The organism is Bacillus sp. AFS040349 (assembly GCF_002577655.1).
Lineage (GTDB): Bacteria > Bacillota > Bacilli > Bacillales > Bacillaceae > Metabacillus.
This window is the reverse complement of the sequence record NZ_NUMC01000066.1, coordinates 23,767-44,855: the sequence shown is the minus strand read 5'-3', so window position 1 is coordinate 44,855 and position 21,089 is coordinate 23,767. Positions and strand designations below refer to the sequence as shown.

Below are 21,089 nucleotides of genomic sequence, written 5' to 3'. Positions count from 1 at the left end.
TCACTTTTTATTTTATTTTTTTTGTTCACCTTTTTTTTTCTCTTTTTTTTCGTTTCCTGCTATTGCCTCATAAAGCTTTGATGCGTTAACATCACCAGTTTCTTGACCAAATTCTTCTTGTAATATGTCAGTCTCCATCGGTTTCTTATGATTTTGCATATCTTTACTTTTCATATTTTTCTTTTTTGTCATCTTTACTTCCCTTGCTTTCCTTGTTTAGAGTTACGGTTTGCACCCTTCATCAGATCCTGATCATCGTTAATTTCTGCAAATTCAGTATCGGGTAGGCTTTCAGTAGGGGTAAAATTATTTTTTGTAGCTTGATTTCTAAACGCTTTTCTTTTCAAAACGAATCACCTCATATTTTAAGCTTTTATCTAAGCTTTGTTATTATGTTACTTTTTTACTTTTACCTGAAGTTCTCATTTCTATCATAGGTAGAAAACGGAAAATATGTTTAACGCCAATGCCTTCCATAATCCCGATAAAGATGTAAGCTATAACAATGATTAGCTAAACTATAAAGGAAAATTCAAAAAGGATTGATGCTCAATGCATCAATCCTTCGCAATTTATCCAATGATTACTCGCTCTTTTGGATAATGATAATTTGCTTTCCTTTCCTTTGTTCCTAAAAGATACAAAAACGTAAGTATACCAATTCTACCGATAAACATTAAGATCATAATAACAATTTTACCAATTGAGCTTAATTCAGGTGTGATTCCCATCGATAGTCCTGTTGTACCAAATGCTGAACAAACTTCAAATAATATTTTAATAAAATCGAAAGGCTCTGTTATCGTTAATATGACAAGGGCAAAAAAACAAATTAGAAATGCCATCATTGTCACTACGACTGACTTCATTAAATCTTCCTCATAAAGCTCCCTTTTAAAAATCTTAATTGACTTATTTCCTCTTGCAAAATGAAAAAGAAATAAAAGATTTAAAGCAAATGTTGTCGTTCGAATTCCCCCTCCAACTGAGCTTGGAGATGCCCCAATGAACATTAACGCACACATAACTAAAATCGTCGTATCTGTAAACATACTAACGTCCATTGTTGCTAAACCACCACTTCTGGTTGCTGTTGATTGAAATAGAGAGTAAAAAAACGTTTCATGCCATTCTTTTCCTTTAAAAAAATAAGCATACTCAAGAGCAGCAATTGTAATTGTGCCCACCAAAATTAAAGCAAAAAAGGTAATGGATGTTATTTTGGTAAACAACGTAAAACGAAATCGTTGACTTTTATTAAAAAGAAAATCTTTCACTTCAATTAATACCGGAAAACCAATTGCACCCAAAATGATTAAAATCATCACAATAAACTGAATAAAATAATCATCAGCATAGGGGATTAAAGATTGACCAGTAATATCAAAGCCACCATTTGTTGTTGCACTAATCGAAGTGAAAAATCCATGCAGATATGCTTCCTGCCATGTTGGATAGTATTTTAAGAAATAAGTTCCTAAAATTAATGCTCCAATTAATTCAATAATAAGAATGAGTACAATAATTTGCCGAATTAAATTTACGATACCAGATAAGTTGGATTGATTTTGGTCAGTCATGATTAGCTGGCGTTCTTTTAGCCCTATTTTCTTTCCCACAATAAGCCATACAAATGTTCCTAGTGTCATAATGCCTATCCCACCAAATTGTAAAACAAAGGCTAATATAAAAATACCAGGTACACTAAATGTATCTGCAGTAGACATTACAGTTAAACCTGTTACACTAACTGCACTAACAGCAGTAAAGAGCCTGTCGATAAAAGCAAACTCAACACCAGGTTTATGTGCCACAGGCAAACTTAATAAAAGAACAGAAACTGTAACAGCTAAAAAGTAATATGAAACAATTAATTGTACCGGGGTTAAAGATTGTATTCGAAGTTTTAATTTATTCATTCATTCTTCATTCCTATCCTGCAAAAACAATTTCCTATATAAAAAACTAAGTCCTATAATCATAAAGAAAAAACGATTAAATGAAAAGTGCTTTATTAGAAAAACTCGCTTTATCTTCAAGCACTAATAACAAAGCATTTGTTTTTCACAAATTCATCCAATAAAAATAAATAGATTCAAATCGTACAAAAAAAAAATGACAACGGCACTTCCATTGTCATTCTTTTTTTAAATTTATTTAGCTTCTAATCGACTTATACGATCATCAAGATCGGGATGTGTTGAGAATAATGACATCCCTTTTTTACTATTTATTTTTAAAGTTGATAAAGATGCTTGGTCATCTCTAACTCGTTGAGTATAATGTTTTAAAGATCTTAACGCGTGTATCATTTTATCCTTGCCAGCTAAGTCAGCTCCACCACGATCAGCATGATATTCACGATATCTAGAGAATGCGAAAACAACCAGGCTTCCCAAAATGGAGAATACAATCTGGAAAATGATCACTGCAACAAAATGAACAATTGGTGCCAGGTCTTCTCGTACAAAACGAGAGGCTACCCATGCAGCAATACGTGCAAAGAATACAACGAACGTATTGACAATTCCTTGTAGCAACGTCATTGTAACCATATCACCATTGGCGATGTGAGCCACCTCATGAGCTAATACACCTTCAATTGCATCATCATCCATTTCCTGAAGAAGTCCCGTTGATACAGCCACCAAAGAACGTCGCTTTGAAGGTCCTGTCGCAAAAGCATTTACTTCAGGTGATTGATAAATACCAACTTGAGGCATCTTTGTTAAACCAGCAGCTCGAGACAATCGATACACTCTTTCAACAAGATCTCTTTCATAAGGCGATAGTTGGCCCTCAGGGTTAATTACTTTGACACCCATCATCATTTTAGCCATCCATCTAGAAATGGCAAGTGATACGAATGCTCCAGTAAAACCTACCACAGCACTAAAAATTAAAAGACTAACCAAATCTAAATTACCATTTACATTTTGATAGGGAGAAACGTTAAAGAGTGATAAAACAATTCCAATCGTTGTAATGACTAGAATATTTGATAAAAGAAATAGAAAAATTCTTTTAGCCATAAATACCTCCAAATAATTTCAAGTTCACATGAACTTATACTATAATAAAATTATAGAAACTTTTATGTGTAAAAGCAAGATACTTATTTACACTTTACAAATTGTTCACTAATTTGTTACATATTTAACATCGAGGTATGTCCACAGGTTTTTAAAATGAAATCACATTATACTTTCCGATGAGACCACTAAAAAAGAGGTGTCAAGATGACTATACAATTAACACGTAAAGAAATGACAGCATTATTATATTCACTTAAAGGCGAGTCCAAACAGCCTCCTTTACTTATTATAGAAAAAGCATCAAACTTTACTTCTCCAATTGATATACATATTCCCGCCTTTTTAATAAAAGCTAGTAAACGGCGAAATTTACAGGAGTTTGGCTTATCTACAAATGAAATTGTGTCACTAGCAAATTTATGTGAATTAACATCTTTAAAATCAACATCCATTCAAAACTGGATTAAAAGAGATGTTAAAGAGTTAATCGGGCCTCCTGAACTTGGTAAAAAATATTCAATTGACCAAGCAGCTATGCTATTGATTGTAAAAGATTTAAAATATGTATTTGACTTCGAAAAAATTCGAAAGGTCCTTACAGAAGTTTTTAACACTCTTTCAGATCGAAGCGATGATTTAATCAGCCCGATTATGTTTTATGAAATGTATGGAACAATTCTTGAGAAACTGGAAAAACTCCCACTTAGAGGTCAAACACTGGAACAACAAATAGTAGAAGAAGTAAATGCAATACCAAAGAAATTTAGTGAACTTACTGAAAGTCAGTGGAAAACGATCGAACGAATTCTTGTAACAACTGTTTTAGCAGTAACAGCTTCTCATTTACAAACAAGAGCACAAGTATATTTGAATGAAAGACACAATTAATCGTGAAGCTCATGTATATTAATTCATTAGGAGTAAGAAATAATTTACCTATAAAAAAGTCATCAAGTTAGTCTAAACTTTTCCAGTATAGAAACTAACAATGAAAGATACCTTATGAGTAAGGCTGAAAAATCGAATACTTTATCAGCTTAGAACAATCATCTAAAGGAGTGTTCCAAATGGCTAGAAGCAGCAATAAGTTACTTGTACCAGGGATTGAGCAAGCTCTGGATCAAATTAAATATGAAATTGCAAATGAATTTGGTGTAAACCTAGGTTCAGATACAGTTTCCCGTGCAAACGGATCTGTTGGTGGCGAAATTACTAAGCGTTTAGTTGCACAAGCACAATCACAACTAAACGGACAAAGAACTGAATAATATGGCAAAGAGGCTGGTCCATTTGGATCAGCCTTAATCATCATCGCGGTTGTTGTTTCTTTTTCTTTCTTCACGATCATCTCGATCTTTATCTTTATCTCTATTCGAGTTCCATCTTTTATGCCGATCATCATCATTATGATCTCTATCTTTTCTGTCTTTTCGATTATCACGATCATCGTCAACGTTATCTTGATTATGTCGATTGTTGTTTTTCTGTTTTTGTTTGTCACGATTATTGTTACTTACTTGATTGCCTTTATTTTGTTTTTGTTCGTTTTTCTGCCCTTTTAACTCATTTTTCACTTCATTTAACTTTTCTTTTGCTTTTGAATTTAGTTCATTTTTTGTTTGTTGATTTTCTTCAACTGTTGTTGAAGTTTCCTGTTTTACTGGATCAGTAGTTGTTGTATCTTCTTTTTCTTGGGTTGAAGGAGTATTGTTTTGTTCCACTGGTGTTGTCTCTTTCTCCTTAACTGGTTTTACCTCTTTTTCAGTTAATTCAATATATTTACCAGTCGAAACCCCTTGTTTTTGAGCTTTTTCTCTAGTTTCTTGATCAGCTTCAATTGTTTTAACAATCATCTGGTCTTCTTCATACGAAGATTGGATTTTACTAATATCCTCTTGAAGCTTATTTTGCGCCTTTTTATCTTCTTCATTAACCACTGTCGTTATAACAATTTCCTTACCAGGATAAACGTACCCTTCTAATTTACATTCACCAACGATCCGATCAACAATCTCATCAAAAGGTTTATTCTCCCAGTCCGAAACCTTTTTCATTAGCTTGTTAGCCTCGTCATTTAGTGGTTCTAAAGAAATCACATTTAGTTGATCATCAACACCCACTTCAAAACTAGGGTTTATATCAATAGACATATAGGCATATACCTGATCATTTTGAAAAAATGGAAGAAAACTGATCATAAAAAATATGATAGCAATTGCTGATATAGCCCCTGCCTTAGCCATACGAGTACTAAAATAGCTGAGGATGTGATTTCTTTTTCTCTTTCTGATAACTTCTTCACGTTTATCCACTACAGGAAAAAAAGATATTTCTTCACCTAATTCATAGACACCTTCATTATTCTTAGCTTTTAAAAATTGCCCATCCGGGGTGAGCAACGTAACAAAGTCATCACTATATTCTACGACGACTCCCTTTTTCATGAATCTAGCACCCCTTTAATATAATCTTTTAAATAGACGAAATTCCCTGAAAGGATGATGGCCATTGCAATGATGTATTTTCTGTTTCTCTCAATTGTCTTACGGCTTACTGCTACTTTTGCTTCTAGTTGCTTAACCGGAAGTTGTTTTTTAGTAAAAAGGTGATGTCGTAGGTCATCATCCTTGACGACTTCCTTTGCAACCATGATGGCATTTTGACGTGCATCAAAATGCTTTGGTGATTGATCTAATATTTCAGCAAAGGTTAAATTAAAATCGTTTAAACAGTGTTGAAAAAATATAATCTCTTCTTTTCGATGCTCTTGTTCAATTGCCTTCGTGTACTCATCAATTGATAAATCTGATTCAATTTTACTTTGAGAATACTCTCCTTCTTCGTGCTCTTGCAGATCTAAGTTAACCGTGTAAGGATTACGAGCTTCCTTCCGAATGTAATCAATCACTTTTCTCTTTATAACTAATTCTGCAAATGCTAACAGAGAGCTTCCTTTATCTGTAGAATACTTTTCAATAGCATCATTAAACGCAATTAAACCTATACTAAATTCATCATCATTTTCACTAATATATCTTTTACAAACAGATGATACTGTTTTAGCAACAAATGGCTTATATTGTTCAATTAATTCATTTTGTAATTGAAGGTCTCCTTTTTGAATTAGGAGAACCGTTTCTTCTAATGTTCGCTTTTTCTTACCTAGTCTAAACAAAAGGCTAAGCATGGCGGTTCACCTCTGTTTCCCCTATATTACTTTGTCTATAATAGCTAAATTATAGAGGGACCGCAAAGGAAGATATATGAAACTATCTTTCTGAATTTCTACAAAAGAAAGTCAATTGTTACAAAACAAATTACTTTAGACCTATTGATATTAAATCAGACTATAAATGCATTTTAGCAGATCATATGAACTTTTTTTCAGAGAAATCGCCGATTTCCAATAAATTACACATGTATTTCATTTGATGCAATGCGGTTTCACCAAATCCTACTTAGTGTTTTTTCGTTTCAATACATAGTTTCGAATTCTTTTTTTAACTTAAGGGTGTAGAAATTAAATTTTATAGTTTTTTTTCATTTTAAGGATTTAAGACCTATAATTTGTTACACATTTGACATATTGAATAATTATTTTCAAGGTTTTCGTGACACTCATTTATTAATTAAATTCTATTATTTACCCTTGTTTACAATTGAGACAACAAAAAAGACCCTTGCCAATGTAGGCAAAGGTCTTCCTGAGCATATTTAAATTCCGATCATGGCAACAATGCCGTTGAATTTTATAGTCAATCTATTCTAATGTTTTTTTGAAGCTGTTTTATGTTGTTCACTATAAGTTTTCTTTTTTTTACGAGTAATTAATTTATAAGCAACGAATATAACGAGAACTGCTATACCGGCAGGAAGGATATATTGGTTTGCAAGCTCACCTACGTTCTTCCAATTTTCGCCTAGCTTTAATCCGAGATAAACATAAATAAAAGTAATCGGCAGCATTGCAGCAAACGTATAGATAGAGAAAACCCAAACATTCATTTTTGCCATACCACATGGAATGGAGATCAACGTTCTTACTCCAGGTAAGAATCTTGCTGTAAAAGCAACCATTGCACCATTCCTCTCAAAAAATTCATCTGCTTTAGTTAGCTTTTCTTCATTAATGAAAAAGTATTTTCCAAACTTAAGGATAAATGGTCGTCCACCATATCTTCCAACAGCATAAAGAGTCAATGGCCCGAACGTTCCACCTACTGTCCCTGCAAGAACAGTCCCCCATAATGTCATATCACCTTCATAAACCCAATAACCAGCAAGAGGTAGTACTAACTCAGCTGGTACAAATTCAATCGTTAATGCCAGCATAATTCCAAAATAAGAAAGTTCTTTAAACTGTTCAAGTATAGAAAGAATTAATTCTTCCACTATATCACCTATTTTCCAATAAGTTGTTCTACAAGCTTATATATTACACATATTCATGTATACAGACAAGCATTGTTTTAATGGGGGGTATGAAAAATGGATTGGCTTCAAGCAATCATATTAGGAATTATCCAAGGTTTAACTGAATTTATTCCGATTAGTAGCACGGGGCATTTATATTTAGGCCGCAATTTCTTTGGACTGGAAGAAGCGGGCTTATTTTTAGACACCATGCTCCATCTTGGTACACTTATCGCTTTAGTTGTTTTTTATAAAGATATTTTACTAAAACTAATTAAAAATCCTTTTAGCCGTATTACTGCTCTTCTAGTTATTGGAACAATCCCTGCCGTTATTGCTGGTGTCTTGTTTAGTGACTATTTTGATAGCATTTCTAAATCAGGCGTTACAATTGGATGGGAATTTCTGGTAACAGGTGCTTTCTTATGGTTTGCTGATTCCATTAAAAATGGAGCAAAAAAAGTAGAAGACATTTCTCTTTTTGATTCTTTTTTTATTGGTAGCTTTCAAGCATTTGCGATTTTCCCAGCCATATCTCGGTCTGGAATGACCATAGTTGGAGCTCTAATGCGAAAAATGGACAAAGAAGCAGCTGCTTACTTTTCCTTCCTACTGTCTATTCCAGCCATTTGTGGAGGAGTTATTTACCAATTAAAGGATATGGTATCTGGAAATGTCCCACAAATAAGTTTAACATCCATGTTTATCGCAACGCTTGCTTCTGCTATCTTTGGCTATATTGCTGTAAAGTTTATGATTTCATTCGTAAAGAACAAGTCATTAAAATTATTTGCTGTGTATGTTTGGATTCTCGGTGTAGTTATTATTGCACTTCAACAAATGGGGACATTTTAACTTTGAGCAGGACTGTTTCTGCTCTTTTTTAATTGGTAGCTATTTCTACTTATGAAAACACTGTATAAAACTGAAGCTAAGTACTAAATAAACATTTGATGAAGGCAGGGATCGTAGATGCACACAATGTGGAAAGGTTCAATTAGCTTCGGACTCGTTAATATTCCTATAAAGCTTTATGCAGCTACTGAAGACAAGGATATAAAACTTAGAACTCTTCATAAAAAATGTCACTCCCCAATTCAATATGAAAAAACATGTCCGAATTGTGATGAAGAAGTTACTCCAGATGAAATTGTAAAGGGATATGAATATGTTAAGGGAAAATATGTTGTTCTAACTGAGGAAGAATTAAAAGAATTGAAAGATGAGCATGAAGACAAAACAGTTGAAATTATTGACTTTGTTAGTATCGATGATATAGATCCTATTTATTTTAATCGTTCATACTTTATTGGCCCTGGAGAAAACGGTGGAAAAGCATACGGTCTTCTTCGTGAAGCATTAACAAAGTCCGGAAAAATTGGGATTGCTGAGATTACAATTCGTTCAAAACAGCAACTAGCAATGGTTCGAGTTTATGAAAATTGCATTGTTATGGAAACTGTTCACTATCCTGATGAAGTAAGAAATGTAAAAGAAGTACCGAGTGTTCCCGAGCAAGTTGAAGTTGGTGAAAAAGAGCTTGAAACTGCCATCATGCTAATTGATCAACTAACAACAACATTTGAACCTGAAAAATACAAAGATGATTACCGTTTAGCGCTTCAAGAACTAATTGAACGTAAGGTAAATCAAAATGAAGGAAAAACTCCTGCAGCAGAAGCAGCTCCTAGACAAAATGTAGTCGACTTAATGAGCGCCCTTCAGGCTAGTATTGAAAAAACGAAAAAACCACAACCAAAAGCAAAACCCGCAAAACAAGCAAAAGCTGCAGGAGACGATCTTGCTGTATCTACTGCAACAACAACCAATGCAGCTACAGCTGGAAAGAAAACAAAAACAGTACGTAAAAAAGCTTAAATATTCTAAAAAAAGGGTCTTTATAAGATTCCATTAGTCACTAAATTCAGCTAGAAAGATCCTCCCCAGTGCAGGAACTTTATCTTCACAGCTTCTTGTTCTTAATCGAAAAAAGTCTGATGAAAATCTCATCAGACTTCTTTAGTATCAATCAACATTTTGCCATTTATTTATTTTTCTTATGATCTTTTTGTTTTTTATTTGATTTACCTGGAGTAAATTCTGCCAAAATGGCTGTTCCACCTTGATCTTTTGAAGGTAGTTCTATCGTTATTTCTTGATTTTTACTAACTTTGTATTTTTTACCACTGTAAAGATCTGTTAACTTTGTTTTTGGAGCAAAGTCCACTTTAAAAGTTGCTTTTTTCTTTTCTGATGTTGTATTAAGGCCAACTAACAGTCGATCATCATCATATTCTCTTGAGAAAACAATGTATTTATCAGAGTCTCCACCAGCAACTTTTTCTCTTGTACCCTTTGAAAAGACCTTTGAAAAATCTTTACGAATAGTAAGAAGTTTAGAGTAATGATCATGTAGAGCCATTGCTTCAGGATCTTTATTTTCATAAAGTTCCCATGGCATATCACCTCTATTTTGACCAAATGCCACTACATTTCCATCCGTATCTTTTTCCCAATCCGATTTCCCAGATCGTCCTAGTTCTTCACCATAGTAAATAACAGGTTGACCTTTCGATGTAATTTGTAGAGAGGATGCAACCTTCAGCTTCCCAACATCCCCATTCACGTATTCCGTTAAGAAACCATTCTGGTCATGACTGCTTAGAAATTGCCCTAATGTTGCTGTGTTTGAAAGTTGTTTATTTCTATCTTGTAAATATGTTTCAACACTATCAATGGAACCATCTACAAAAGATTTTGCTTTTTCTTTAAAATCAAAATCTAATAGTGAATCCATTTGACCAGTTCCTAAGTATCCCCCGTCATTATTGATACTTGCTCCCCAATATTCTCCAATCATTTTAAATTCAGGATCAATAGAAGTTAAATCATTTTTCAATGCTTGCCATGTTGCATCTTCTACATGTTTAACTGTATCAATGCGGAAGAAGTCAATTGTATCTCCACGTCTCGTTTTCGCTTTTTCAAGCCAAGCTGTTTGCCAGTCTATGATTTGTTGGCGCACTGCAGCATCTTCTGTTTTAAAATCTGGTAAATGATCTAGTTCACCACGTACTGTAGGATCTTCATCGACTGTTCGAAGCATACCGCTAAATTCAGCTAATTCTTCTTCAGTTGGAAGATGATCAGAATCTGCTTTCCAAGTTTCCCATACTTCCCCATCCATTCCATATCCTGCATGGTTTACAACCACATCTAGCATAATTTTTATTCCACGATCATGTGCTTTTTCGATAAGTTTTTGGAAAGTTTTCATATCACCTAAATGCTCATCTAACGTTGTAAAATCCTTTGCCCAGTATCCGTGGTAACCATACTGTTTTGCTTTAAGCCCTTCTGTCGTGTTGAAATCTAATCCTTTATTGAAGTCAATATTATCAACAATTGGTGATATCCAGATTGTATTAATACCAAGGTCTTCAATATAGTCTAGCTTATCAATGATCCCTTGGAAGTCACCACCATGATATGCTTCTGAGTGTGTTGGATCATATTCTACTCCGCCGTTATTAGATGGATCACCATCTTTAAAACGGTCTGTTAGCATAAAATAAATTCGTGCCTCATCCCAATCAAAGTCTAGTTTATCTCCTACAACTTGTTCTGGCTTGATCGTTACGATCACTGTTTTTTTGTGAGTGTTTCCGAACTCATCAACTACACTGATGACAATTTCCTTTTCTCCAGCTGTCACCGACTCGTTAGCACCTATTGAAACAGCACCTATTGTTGGATCAATTTCAACCTTGTTCTTTCCACCCAATGCTGACAAATCAGCCGTAATTTCTTTTATGCTAACTTGATCCTCAGATGTTACATTTACTTTTAAAACAGTGTTTTCATTATATGTGATTTCAGAAGGAGAAACCTTCGTTTCAATGTTTAAGTCTGGACGAGTATAAGTAATGATTGATTTGCCATTTTTCGTGTTCTTTGGATCGGTTACTTCTTTGGTTTCACCGTCTGTTGTCACTAAAAAGGAATATTCATATGAACCTTCCTCTAAATCCTTTAATTTATAAATAAAATACTCATTTTGTTCACTATAATCCATTTGATATTCTTGGCCATTAACTTTTACCCTCACATCATCAATCGTATGCATTTCATCATTTTGGAAAAGTTCTTCATCTCTATAATAGAACGTAGCATCTCCATCTTGTAAATCAGGACCTTTCACAGTTGGTACAACTGTTTGACCTGCAACACCTGTCACAACGGTTACCTTTGTTATCATATCATCACGATTAATCGTCACGTTGTGGTCATCACTATCAGGTGAAACCTTAGCTGTGTTCCAATCTGTTCCTTTTCTTACTAAGAAGCCAATTGACTCGGTTTCAGGTGCAATTTCAACATTTGCTATAGCTGTATCACCTTCAATTGTTTCAAAGTCAATTTGGTCGTTTTTCACACCTGTATTCCAAACCCACAAGTTCCAAGCACCAAAATCACCAGTGAAATCACCGTCAGGTCTCACATACTTAATACGCACATAACGTTTAACATTTTCCTTAACCTTTATATCAAAAGTTGCTTGTGCAGCTCCTGAAGTAACTGTAATAACAACATTACCTGGTTTGATTCCTGTCACCTTTCCGCTATTGTCAACAGTTGCAATCGTTTTGTCAGAGGATGACCATGTTACTTTTGAATCTAATAAATCTTGATTAAATTGGTCCTTTACATGAGCTGATAGTTGTGTTGAATATGTTGCAAATACTGAGTCATTCCCGACAATTGAAATTGTATCCGGTAGAAGTGTTGCAACCGTTACTTCAATTTTCGCTTGAATCTCTCCTGCTTTTACGGTAATAATGGCAGTTCCTTCTGTTACACCAACAACTCGACCATTATTAACTTTTGCAACTGCTTCATTAGAAGAAGTCCACGTTAAGTCTTCACCTAACATTACACGTCCGTTTTGATCCTTCACATATGCACTAACACCTTTTGTTTCACCAGGATTAATAGCAAAAACATCAGGGTTTATTTCAATACTTGTCGGCACAGGTGTGTATTCTGCTTCTTTTTGATCATAAAGAACCATCATGGAAAGACCTTCAACAGTTACTTTGCCTGAATTAACCGTACGAATTGTTTCAGTACCAGCTGATGTATGGTCAACCACAATATTCCAATTTCCGTTTACAGGTAATACTACCTCTTTTGCCGTTTTATTTGCATTATAAATGACAACGATATTTTTCCATGTATCATTATTCGCGTGATCTTTTAGTTGATATGCCACAACATTTTCATTCTGTTTTAGTACTTGTAAATGTGATTGCACTTCTTCCTTCGAATCCATTTTAAAAGCAGCATGTTTTTTACGTAGTTCAATTAATCCTTTGTAGTAATTAAAAACAGATTGATAGTCGTTCTTTAATTCCCAACGAATCTTATTGATACTGTCAGGGCTTTTATAGCTATTATGAACACCATATTTACTTCTAAGCATCTCTTCACCAGCATGAAGAAATGGAATGCCTTGTGAAGTTAATACAATTCCATTTGCTAAAAGACTACGTTTTACCCATTCATTCGTTAAAGCATCTTCCTCTGTAATAACTGCATGAGGATCATATTGATCTGACTCATGATCCGTATCAGTACCAGCCACTCTCATTAATTTATCCCATAGGTTCAAGTTATCATGTGCAGTTACATATGTGATGCTCTCTTGTGGTTTGTTTGTAAACTGATCAATTGCCCCTTTTACACCTTCAACAATGTCTCCCTCTTTTCCAGAAGCACCTGTTGCAAAGCCTGTTCCAGCTGCATCACTGTCACCTTTAATAGCTCCACGAATATTATCATTAAAAACAGCATATCCTTGATCTTTTTGAGAACCTTTAACGTGCTGCATAGAAGATGGAAGACTAGTTGAACCACCTGTCCATGGCTCTCCATAAATTAACATATTAGGATCCACTTTGTTTTGTAGTTCTTTCGTTAATTCCTGCATTGTTTTTTGATCGATGAGTCCCATTAAATCAAATCGGAATCCATCAATTCCAAATTCAGTTGCCCAATATTGCACAGAATCCTTGATATACTTACGGACCATTGGTCGTTCAGAGGCCACTTCATTACCTGTACCAGATCCATTTGTAATACTTCCAGCATCATCGGTACGATAATAATAACCAGGCACAATAAGATCAAAGGGTGAGCTTCCTTCAAGCTGTGTTGATTCATTCATATAAGTGTGATTATAAACAACATCTGCTATAACACGTATTCCATTATCATGTAAGGATTGAACCATTCTCTTGTATTCTTTAATTCTACTAGTCGGGTCCATAGGATCACTAGAATACGAGCCTTCTGGTACATTAAAGTGAATTGGATCATACCCCCAGTTAAACTTAACATCCGAAGAATTTGGGTCGTTGACAGTTAATTCATTCACTGATCCAAAGTCATAAGTTGGCAATAAGTGAACATAGTTAACACCTAATTCTCTTAGAGAATCCACACCTGTTTTTACACCGTTAGTACCTGTTGTACCTGTCTCGGTAAAAGCTAAGTATTTCCCTTTATTCTCCATACCTGATTGCTCATCGATTGAGAAATCTCTTACATGGAGTTCATAGATAATGGCATCAGCAGGAGAAACTACTGCAGGTTTATCTGCAGGATCAAATCCCGTTGGATCAGTACTGTCTAAGTCTACAATCGCAGCTCTTTGTCCATTAGCAGAAGTAGAACGTGCGTATGGATCAACGGCATAATGCGAAGTTCCGTCAGCGAAATCGAGTTTGTACATATAGTATTTATTTTTCAAATCTTCATCAACAGTTAATGACCAGACACCATTGTTCGCTCTTGTCATCATTTTTTCTGTACCGCCTGTATGGTCAAAAACAAAAGGACCTTCATAGGTACCTGCATCTTCATAGATTGCTAGACTTACTTTTGTTGCAGTTGGTGCCCAAAGTTTAAAAGTTGTTTTACTAGGAGAATACGTATATCCTAAATCATTTCCGGCATAAAAAAAGCTCTCATCATTTAATATGTTACGCATTACTACCTTTTTACCCTCAGAATCACCTAATGATACTTTATAAACTTTTCTTACATCTACACTTAATTCATCAGTAACAGTCAATTTGACTTTCTTATCTTCCACTTTTGTTACAGTTGTTTCTATAACCTTATTTTCAGCAACATCTGTTAAAACAAATTTCTGCTCACCAAAGTTCTTATTTGTTGTAACAAGAATCTCATTAAGTGAGTCCATTAGAGCTGATTGAACCTTTACAGGCTCTAATGACTCAATTGTAAAGGCTGAATTGCCGTTCGCTGTATTTGGATTAAGTGGATCAGTACTGTTTTTATCCCAGCTGCGATTATTAAAAAGAAACTTATACTCATATTCTCCTGGCTCCAGGTCTGAAATAGTAGCAGAAAATACCCCATTTTCTAATTTCATTTCAACTGCAGTTGTTACATCCCATCCATTAAAATTACCAATGACAAATACCGATGTTTCGTCTGTCTGGTTGTAATGAAATGTTACACTGCCATCTTCTTCAATGACAGGACTAATTACCTCCGCGCTAGCGTTTGCATAAGGAAAAAGACCCGAAAACAGCTGTAAAAACATAACAAATACAACTAAATAAGTTAATGATCTTCTTTCTTTTACGTTCAAATTTCTTTACCTCCCCTAATTTTTGTCGTTAATTGCGGAAACGTTTGCACAAAAATTAAAAATAATAGAGATTTCAATATTCCCGAAATCTCTTTTGTTGCAAGCGTTTTCACGTTAATAGAATACCATGTAGTAAAAAAGGTTGCAATAATATTCTGATTATTAAAAAGCAACCGGAACACATCCGATCGCTTTTTAGTGAGCAATAATCCATTCTGCGGCTTCATATAAAGAGGGAAAATGTTTATCCGCTAACCCTTCTTCATCTCCAATTAAAATTGTCTTTGCTCCGGCTTGCTTCCCTGCCATAATATCAACATCACGATCACCAATCATGTAACTTTCTTTTAAAGAAACTTGATGTTTGTTCGCAAGTGTATGGAGCATCTCAGGTTCCGGCTTGCGACAAGCACAGCCAGCATGTGGTTTATGAGGGCAATAAATAATATCATCAATTTTTCCACCGTACTCATTAATATCTTTCTTCATTTTTTCATGTACCCTTTTTAACATCTCTTCCTTCATATACCCCAATCCAACTCCACCTTGGTTTGTTACAACAAAGACTAAAAAGTTTGCATCGTTTAACATTTTTATTCCTTCACCAACACCTTCAAGCAAATACATTTGATCTGGTTTATTAACAAACTTTACCCGTTTGGTTAACACCTCATTGATTACACCATCTCGATCCAAAAATACAGCTTTGTTCAAAAATACCTCTCTCCTTTCATGTTTCATGCTATATCTGTCCATATTAAGAATTAGATACTTACGATTATCAATTTTTAGGGGGAAAATCATGAAACCAATGCTTCCTACATTACACGCAGATATTCCAACTGGTTCAGATTGGATTTACGAAACGAAATATGATGGATTTCGCTCGATATTAACTATTACAAACACCTCCATTGAGTTAACGAGTAGAAATGAAAAATCACTAAATGACAACTTCCCAGAAATTATAAAAGAAGTTGAAAAACTACATAAAGCCTTCAAGCCATTTTTACCAATTACATTGGATGGAGAACTTGTTTATCTTGAAACTCCCCATTTTTCAAACTTTGAATTGCTTCAAATTAGAGGCAGGTTAAAAAACAAGGAAAAAATACTTCATGAATCAGAGAAACATCCTTGTCGAATTCTTGCCTTTGATTTACTTGAATTAAAGGGTAATTCATTACAATCATATACTTTGAAGGAAAGAAAGTCTGAGTTGAAAAATCTTTTTAAGGCGTTAAACCTCGGTACTACTGTTGATACTAAAACTTCTAATCTTTTACAGTATGTTCCCTGTACAACCGATTATTCAACCTTATGGAAAGAGATGAAGTTAGAAGATGGAGAAGGCATTATTGCGAAGCAGCAAAAAGGAAAATGGGAAGCAGGCGTTCGCACGAAGCAGTGGCTAAAAATTAAGAATTATAAAAGAGCCTGTTTTTTTATTACTGGTTATGATAAAGAAAATGGTTACTTTCATGTTGGGGTTTATTCAAAAAATAACATTATACAAGTAGGAGTGTTTTCTCATGGAATTTCCAGTCAAGAACGCGATGCACTTCTGCAAATTATCCGAGAAAACAAACATTCGGAAACAGCTAATTTTATTGAGATTAAACCAGCAATTGTGGTTGAATTACAGTTTTTATCCCTATATAAAGATCAGCTAAGAGAACCGTCTTTTTTTACATTTCGATTTGATTATCATGTGGAAGATTGTACATGGGACATGCTTTTACTTAAAACTGCACCTATTCATCAAGAAATTTCAATCACACATCCAGACAAACCTTTATGGGAAACGGTTGACTTAAAAAAGGAGACATTTTTAAGTTATTTATATCAAATTTCTCAATATATGCTGCCATTCTTACAAAATCGACTGTTAACTGTCATCCGTTTTCCACATGGAATGTTCGGTGAAGCCTTTTATCAAAAAAATTGCCCTGACTATGCACCTGACTTTATACAAACAAAAAAACATGAGGATATTGATTATATAGTTTGTAATAATTTATCAACATTAATTTGGTTGGGGAATCAATTAGCATTTGAATATCATATACCATTTCAAACAATCGATACTAGTAACCCAACTGAAATCGTATTTGATCTAGATCCTCCTTCTAAAGGATACTTTCACTTAGCTATTAAAGCTTCATTAGAAATGAAAAAGATTTTTGACAAATTTCAGTTAAAAACCTTTCCAAAATTATCAGGTAATAAAGGATTACAAATCCATATACCTATTTCCAAAAATTCTCTAACTTATGAAGAAACAAGAAAGTTCACAGGTTTTATTGCTGAATTTTTGGTAACAAGTTTTCCTGATGATTTTACTATTGAACGGATGAAGAAAAATCGTGGAAACCGGTTGTATGTGGATTATATTCAACACGCCGAGGGTAAAACAATTATTGCTCCATATTCTCTTCGAGGTAAAAAAGAAGGTGCATATATCGCTGCCCCTCTATATTGGGAGGAAATTACTCCACAACTTTCTGTTGAACAATTTACAATAGAACATGTATTAAACAGAGTGAAAAACTCAGGCTGTCCGTTTGAAAAATATGGAGAATCTCCACAAGATGATATGTTACGCTCATTAATCGATCAAATCGGTTGAGATACAAAAAAAAGACAAATGGGATCTACGCCCCACTTGTCCTTATTTTTTATCTTTCACAATATCAATGATTTGTTCGAGCATATTCACCATATCTTCTTTTTCAAATTTAGAAGGGTTTGGTGGGGCCGGAAGTTGCTCTTTATTATCTTGTGAGCTGCTTTCGATTTCTTCCTGTCCATCTTCCTGAATTAGTTTATCTTCAAGTAAATAAGCTGGAATCAACTGACCGTCTGGAGTTACATATTTTTTATTCATCCTTCTAGTTTCCCTATCAAATAAACTATACACAATAGGAATAATAAACAATGTTAGGAAAGTACTTGAGATAAGTCCACCTATTACTGTTATTCCCATCGGTCTGTTAATTTCGGTTCCTTCACCTAGACCAAGAGCTAGTGGAACAAGTCCAAGAATGGTCGTGAGTGCAGTCATTAAAATAGGGCGTATTCTTACTTTTACAGATTCCACAAGTGCGTCATAAGTTTTAAATCCTTCTGCTTTTTTCTGGTTAATGTAATCAACAATGACAATTGCATTGTTAACCACAATACCAGCTAATACAATAAGACCAATAACAACTGTTAAACTAATTGGAGAGTTTGAGGCTACTAACGCAATTGCAACTCCAATTAACATTAATGGGACGGTAAACATAATAACAAATGGATATTTGAAAGATTCAAATTGTGCAGCCATGACAATGTAGATAAAAACGATTGCAAGAACAAAAGCCAATATCATATCGTCCATTGAAGATTCTAAAAGTTCTCGATCACCGCCAAATTCAATTTCCGTTTCTTCCGGCAGATCAAGCTCTTCTATTTCTTCATCAACAACTTTTGAAATATCACCTAAATTTGTCGTATTCTCGTACCGTAATGTATATTGTACAGCTAGTTGTTTATCGATTCTCTGAATAGAAACCGGGCCTTCTCCAACTTCAATGGTTGTCACATCACCTAAATTTACAAAGCTATTATCTGGCTTTTTAATAAGCAATTGTTTTAATGCATCAATATTTTCACGAACAGAATCTTCATATCGCACATTCACTGTATAAATCTCGTTGTTTTCTTGATTCGTCATTTGAATTGTGTCTGTTCCTCTTGTTACATCATTAACAACCATACCAATCTGAGCAGGAGTTAATCCATTTTCAAGTGCTTCTTCACGATTCACCTTAATCTGTATTTCTTCAACAGTTTCAGTTAGATCATTGCTTAACTCAGCTACCTCTTCAATATCGAGTAACGCTTCATCTATTTTAGCAATAGATTCTTTTAAACGAGTCTCATTTGTATCTTTAACGTGAAAACTCAAAGTATTAGGTGTTGAACCTGTTGAAGATTGGGTGTTAAAAGAAAGCTCAGCTGTATTATTTACCTGATTCGCCGCTTGCTCTATTGACTTCTTTATATCATCAATAAAATCAAATGTAGATATATCCCTACTTTGTAATTCTTTTAATTTCACATAGATTTCGGCTATGTTAGTACTTCCAGATCCTCTAAAGGATTCTTCCTGTGTAGAGCCAATTAAACTTACAAATAATTCAACATTTTCCTCTTCTTCTAGCTCTTTTTCTATCGAGTCAACAACTTCACTTGTTGCCGATAAAGCAGTACCGTTTTCGAGTTCAACATCAATTGTAAAAAAACCTTCATCAGTATTTGGAAGAAAGACTGCTCCTACCCTTGTGAACCCATATAAACTTCCAGCAAAAACCATTAACGTTAAAATCAAAACTAGTGCACGATTTCGGAGTGCCCATCTTATTGTTCCATCTAATGAGTGCATAAATGAAGACTCTCTTCGAACCTTCTCTATGTTTTCGCGGGGTTTTTTTAATAATTGACTTGCGAGCATTGGAACAATTGTTAACGCAACAAATAGTGAAGCAAATAGGCTAAAAGCAATTGTTAACGCAAATTCTGTAAAAAGATCTCCAATGATTCCCGTTATAAAGACAACAGGTAAAAACACAGCAACCGTTGTTAGCGTAGATGCAATGATGGCAGGTCCCATCTCTTTTGCCCCTTGATAAGCTGCTTCTTTCGGGCTCTTTCCCATAGATAAGTGTCGATAGATATTTTCTATTACAACAATGGCATTATCAACAAGCATACCAATTCCTAGTGCTAAACCACCTAAGGTCATAATATTTAGGGTGAAATTTGAAAAGTACATTAACACAAACGTCACAATAACGGAATATGGAATGGCTATCCCAATGATTAAAGGACTTTTAACACTTTTAAGGAAGATAAATAAAATCAGCATGGCAAGAAGTCCACCGATTACTAGAGTATTGACCATGTTACCGATAGCCTGGTCAACATAATCTCCTTGGTCAAAAATAATATCCGCTTCAATAGATTCATACTCTTCCTCTGATAGCATGTCATCTAGTTTTTCTTGAAAAGCATCTGAAACAGCAGCAGTATTGGCATCCGATTGTTGCAGTACACTTACTAATAAAGAAGATTCTTGATTTGCACGGGTAATGGTATTTGATTTTTGTGGTGTAATAGCAACAGCTGCCACATCTTTTATTGTTATATTATCTCCATTTGCTGGGTTCTTTTTTACAACGAGACCTTTTAATACATCAACAGAATCAATACTGCTAATCACCCTGGTTGTTAGCTGTTTGCCTTCTGTGACAACGGGATCTCCAGGTGTTGTTACTGAGTTTGCTCTAATAACATCCACAATTTCTGATTGACTAACTGCATATTCTTCTAACTTTTCTTGATTAATGACAACACTAACCTCATCTGTAGTTACACCTGAGAGGTTTACACTTGCTACACCTACTGTTTTGGTTAATTCCTGCTCTAATTGTTTTGCAAGCTCTTGTAGCTGATCAGCGTTTTCACTTGATGTTAACGAAAGTTGAATAATTGGAAACTGTGATGGATCGAACTTTAAGAAACGTGGATCACCAGCATCATCAGGAAGCAGTGCATCCCCCATTTTCGCCTTAATTTCATCCTGAACATCATCAATATGTGTTGTCCAAGAAAATTGCATAATAACTAAACTTGCATTCTCCTGTGAGGTGGAGGTGATTGTGTCCACTCCTTGAACTGTTGAAAGTGCCTCTTCTAATGGTTTTGATACCTTTTCAACCACCTCATTAGGCCCAGCACCTTGATAATTGGTCACGACTACACCAATTGGAGGATTGATTTCCGGTATCAGCTTCAATGGAATATTTATAACAGAAACAGCACCAAGTATTAAAACAAGGATCATTGTCACGATAGTAAACACAGGTCTTCTTATTGAAAAAGAACTTATTTTCATTCTTTACCCCTCTCTATAA

15 protein-coding genes are annotated in these 21,089 nt (G+C 34.6%); 5 read left to right on the top strand and 10 right to left on the bottom strand.

Annotated features, from left to right (window positions below; translation table 11 throughout):
• Positions 1-12: 12 nt before the first annotated feature.
• From COD11_RS15245 to htpX, 4 genes are all read right to left on the bottom strand, one after another.
• A complete protein-coding gene (locus COD11_RS15245) occupies positions 13-192 on the bottom strand; it encodes a hypothetical protein (protein WP_098797758.1) in 180 nt (59 codons plus the stop codon).
• A 2-nt stretch (positions 193-194) separates the two neighbouring features.
• The gene (locus tag COD11_RS26910) at positions 195-347 is read right to left on the bottom strand and encodes a hypothetical protein (protein ID WP_098797757.1); all 153 of its coding nucleotides are present in this window, start codon (positions 345-347) and stop codon (positions 195-197) included.
• Between the two features lie 225 nt (positions 348-572).
• Positions 573-1,919 (bottom strand): TrkH family potassium uptake protein, encoded by a 1,347-nt coding sequence (locus COD11_RS15235; RefSeq protein WP_098797756.1) that lies wholly within the window; start codon positions 1,917-1,919, stop codon positions 573-575.
• Positions 1,920-2,153: 234 nt separating this feature from the next.
• Positions 2,154-3,032: a protease HtpX gene (gene htpX, locus COD11_RS15230; RefSeq protein WP_098797755.1), complete on the bottom strand. Its 879-nt coding sequence runs from the start codon at positions 3,030-3,032 to the stop codon at positions 2,154-2,156.
• A 207-nt stretch (positions 3,033-3,239) separates the two neighbouring features.
• Between htpX and COD11_RS15225 the strand changes: the two genes are divergently transcribed.
• Positions 3,240-3,923 carry a DUF1836 domain-containing protein gene (locus tag COD11_RS15225; RefSeq protein WP_098797754.1) on the top strand — a complete coding sequence of 228 codons (684 nt, stop codon included), beginning with the start codon at positions 3,240-3,242 and terminating at the stop codon, positions 3,921-3,923.
• 179 nt (positions 3,924-4,102) lie between these two features.
• The gene (locus COD11_RS15220) at positions 4,103-4,303 is read left to right on the top strand and encodes an alpha/beta-type small acid-soluble spore protein (protein ID WP_098797753.1); all 201 of its coding nucleotides are present in this window, start codon (positions 4,103-4,105) and stop codon (positions 4,301-4,303) included.
• Positions 4,304-4,336: 33 nt separating this feature from the next.
• Here COD11_RS15220 and COD11_RS15215 read toward each other — a convergent pair whose 3' ends face one another.
• The 3 genes from COD11_RS15215 to COD11_RS15205 all read right to left on the bottom strand — a co-directional run bounded on the left by COD11_RS15215 (position 4,337) and on the right by COD11_RS15205 (position 7,430).
• Positions 4,337-5,479, bottom strand: a complete 1,143-nt coding sequence (locus tag COD11_RS15215; RefSeq protein ID WP_098797752.1) for an anti-sigma-I factor RsgI family protein — start codon at positions 5,477-5,479, stop codon at positions 4,337-4,339.
• Positions 5,476-6,222 carry an RNA polymerase sigma factor SigI gene (gene sigI / locus COD11_RS15210; protein WP_098797751.1) on the bottom strand — a complete coding sequence of 249 codons (747 nt, stop codon included), beginning with the start codon at positions 6,220-6,222 and terminating at the stop codon, positions 5,476-5,478. The genes COD11_RS15215 and sigI overlap by 4 nt, the downstream gene beginning before the upstream one ends.
• 578 nt (positions 6,223-6,800) lie before the next feature.
• Complete coding sequence (locus COD11_RS15205) at positions 6,801-7,430, bottom strand: DedA family protein (RefSeq protein ID WP_331275807.1); 630 nt, start codon at positions 7,428-7,430, stop codon at positions 6,801-6,803.
• A gap of 93 nt (positions 7,431-7,523) precedes the next feature.
• Here COD11_RS15205 and COD11_RS15200 point away from each other — a divergent pair, with 93 nt between their 5' ends.
• On the top strand, positions 7,524-8,303 hold the full coding sequence (locus COD11_RS15200) for an undecaprenyl-diphosphate phosphatase (protein ID WP_098797750.1): 780 nt from the start codon (positions 7,524-7,526) through the stop codon (positions 8,301-8,303).
• A gap of 117 nt (positions 8,304-8,420) precedes the next feature.
• The gene (gene ku / locus COD11_RS15195) at positions 8,421-9,326 is read left to right on the top strand and encodes a non-homologous end joining protein Ku (RefSeq protein ID WP_098797749.1); all 906 of its coding nucleotides are present in this window, start codon (positions 8,421-8,423) and stop codon (positions 9,324-9,326) included.
• 166 nt (positions 9,327-9,492) lie between these two features.
• Here the strand turns inward: ku and pulA are convergent, their stop codons facing one another.
• Entirely contained in the window at positions 9,493-15,129 is a 5,637-nt protein-coding gene (gene pulA / locus COD11_RS15190; RefSeq protein ID WP_098797748.1) for a type I pullulanase, read from the bottom strand.
• 195 nt (positions 15,130-15,324) lie between these two features.
• Positions 15,325-15,870, bottom strand: coding sequence for a D-glycero-alpha-D-manno-heptose-1,7-bisphosphate 7-phosphatase (locus tag COD11_RS15185; RefSeq protein WP_483296296.1), 546 nt, complete (start codon positions 15,868-15,870; stop codon positions 15,325-15,327).
• Between the two features lie 61 nt (positions 15,871-15,931).
• On the opposite strand from COD11_RS15185, the gene COD11_RS15180 reads away from it, so the two are divergent.
• Positions 15,932-17,758: a DNA ligase D gene (locus tag COD11_RS15180; RefSeq protein ID WP_098797747.1), complete on the top strand. Its 1,827-nt coding sequence runs from the start codon at positions 15,932-15,934 to the stop codon at positions 17,756-17,758.
• Positions 17,759-17,800: 42 nt separating this feature from the next.
• On the opposite strand, the gene COD11_RS15175 is transcribed toward COD11_RS15180, so the two are convergent.
• Complete coding sequence (locus COD11_RS15175) at positions 17,801-21,070, bottom strand: efflux RND transporter permease subunit (RefSeq protein WP_098797746.1); 3,270 nt, start codon at positions 21,068-21,070, stop codon at positions 17,801-17,803.
• Positions 21,071-21,089: the final 19 nt, after the last annotated feature.

Bases quoted from the DNA above. Each gene is read 5' to 3' on its own strand.
- COD11_RS15245 (WP_098797758.1), bottom strand. From the start codon at position 192: ATGACAAAAAAGAAAAATATGAAAAGTAAAGATATGCAAAATCATAAG.
- COD11_RS15235 (WP_098797756.1), bottom strand. From the start codon at position 1,919: ATGAATAAATTAAAACTTCGAATACAATCTTTAACCCCGGTACAATTA.
- htpX (WP_098797755.1), bottom strand. From the start codon at position 3,032: ATGGCTAAAAGAATTTTTCTATTTCTTTTATCAAATATTCTAGTCATT.
- COD11_RS15225 (WP_098797754.1), top strand. From the start codon at position 3,240: ATGACTATACAATTAACACGTAAAGAAATGACAGCATTATTATATTCA.
- COD11_RS15220 (WP_098797753.1), top strand. From the start codon at position 4,103: ATGGCTAGAAGCAGCAATAAGTTACTTGTACCAGGGATTGAGCAAGCT.
- COD11_RS15215 (WP_098797752.1), bottom strand. From the start codon at position 5,479: ATGAAAAAGGGAGTCGTCGTAGAATATAGTGATGACTTTGTTACGTTG.
- sigI (WP_098797751.1), bottom strand. From the start codon at position 6,222: ATGCTTAGCCTTTTGTTTAGACTAGGTAAGAAAAAGCGAACATTAGAA.
- COD11_RS15200 (WP_098797750.1), top strand. From the start codon at position 7,524: ATGGATTGGCTTCAAGCAATCATATTAGGAATTATCCAAGGTTTAACT.
- ku (WP_098797749.1), top strand. From the start codon at position 8,421: ATGCACACAATGTGGAAAGGTTCAATTAGCTTCGGACTCGTTAATATT.
- COD11_RS15185 (WP_483296296.1), bottom strand. From the start codon at position 15,870: ATGAAACATGAAAGGAGAGAGGTATTTTTGAACAAAGCTGTATTTTTG.
- COD11_RS15180 (WP_098797747.1), top strand. From the start codon at position 15,932: ATGAAACCAATGCTTCCTACATTACACGCAGATATTCCAACTGGTTCA.
- COD11_RS15175 (WP_098797746.1), bottom strand. From the start codon at position 21,070: ATGAAAATAAGTTCTTTTTCAATAAGAAGACCTGTGTTTACTATCGTG.